This window comes from Bacillus cereus group sp. BfR-BA-01355 (genome assembly GCF_022663675.1).
GTDB lineage: Bacteria > Bacillota > Bacilli > Bacillales > Bacillaceae_G > Bacillus_A > Bacillus_A thuringiensis_S.
The window spans coordinates 1-313 of sequence record NZ_JAKUFY010000366.1; the positions used below are offsets into that span (position 1 = coordinate 1).

Here is a 313-nt window from a genome sequence, read left to right on the forward strand (position 1 = left end):
GGTAATTGTTAATTGTGAAAGCGGAACAAGCAAATCTAGAGTTGATAATGTGGGAAGAGGTGTAACATTAGTCCCCACTGTAACCCGATTAAATCCAGTCGGTCCAGTGTCACCAGTCGGCCCAGTGTCACCAGTCGGTCCAGTAACGCCAGTCGGTCCAGTGTCACCAGTCGGTCCAGTAACGCCAGTCGGTCCAGTAGTCCCAGTCGGCAGTGTGAATGGAGGAATTGGTGGTAAAGTAGGTCCGACTAAGTTAGGATTTATTGAAGCAGAAGATAAAAAATCGTCCATTATATTTTCACCTCTGAAAAAT

The 313-nt window shown here is 46.3% G+C and carries 1 protein-coding gene; it reads right to left on the bottom strand.

From position 1 onward, the window contains the following. Nucleotides 1–291 (bottom strand): exosporium leader peptide-containing protein (locus MR167_RS32070; RefSeq protein ID WP_242316280.1); only part of this gene is annotated, 291 nt, incomplete at its 3' end. Nucleotides 292–313: the final 22 nt, after the last annotated feature.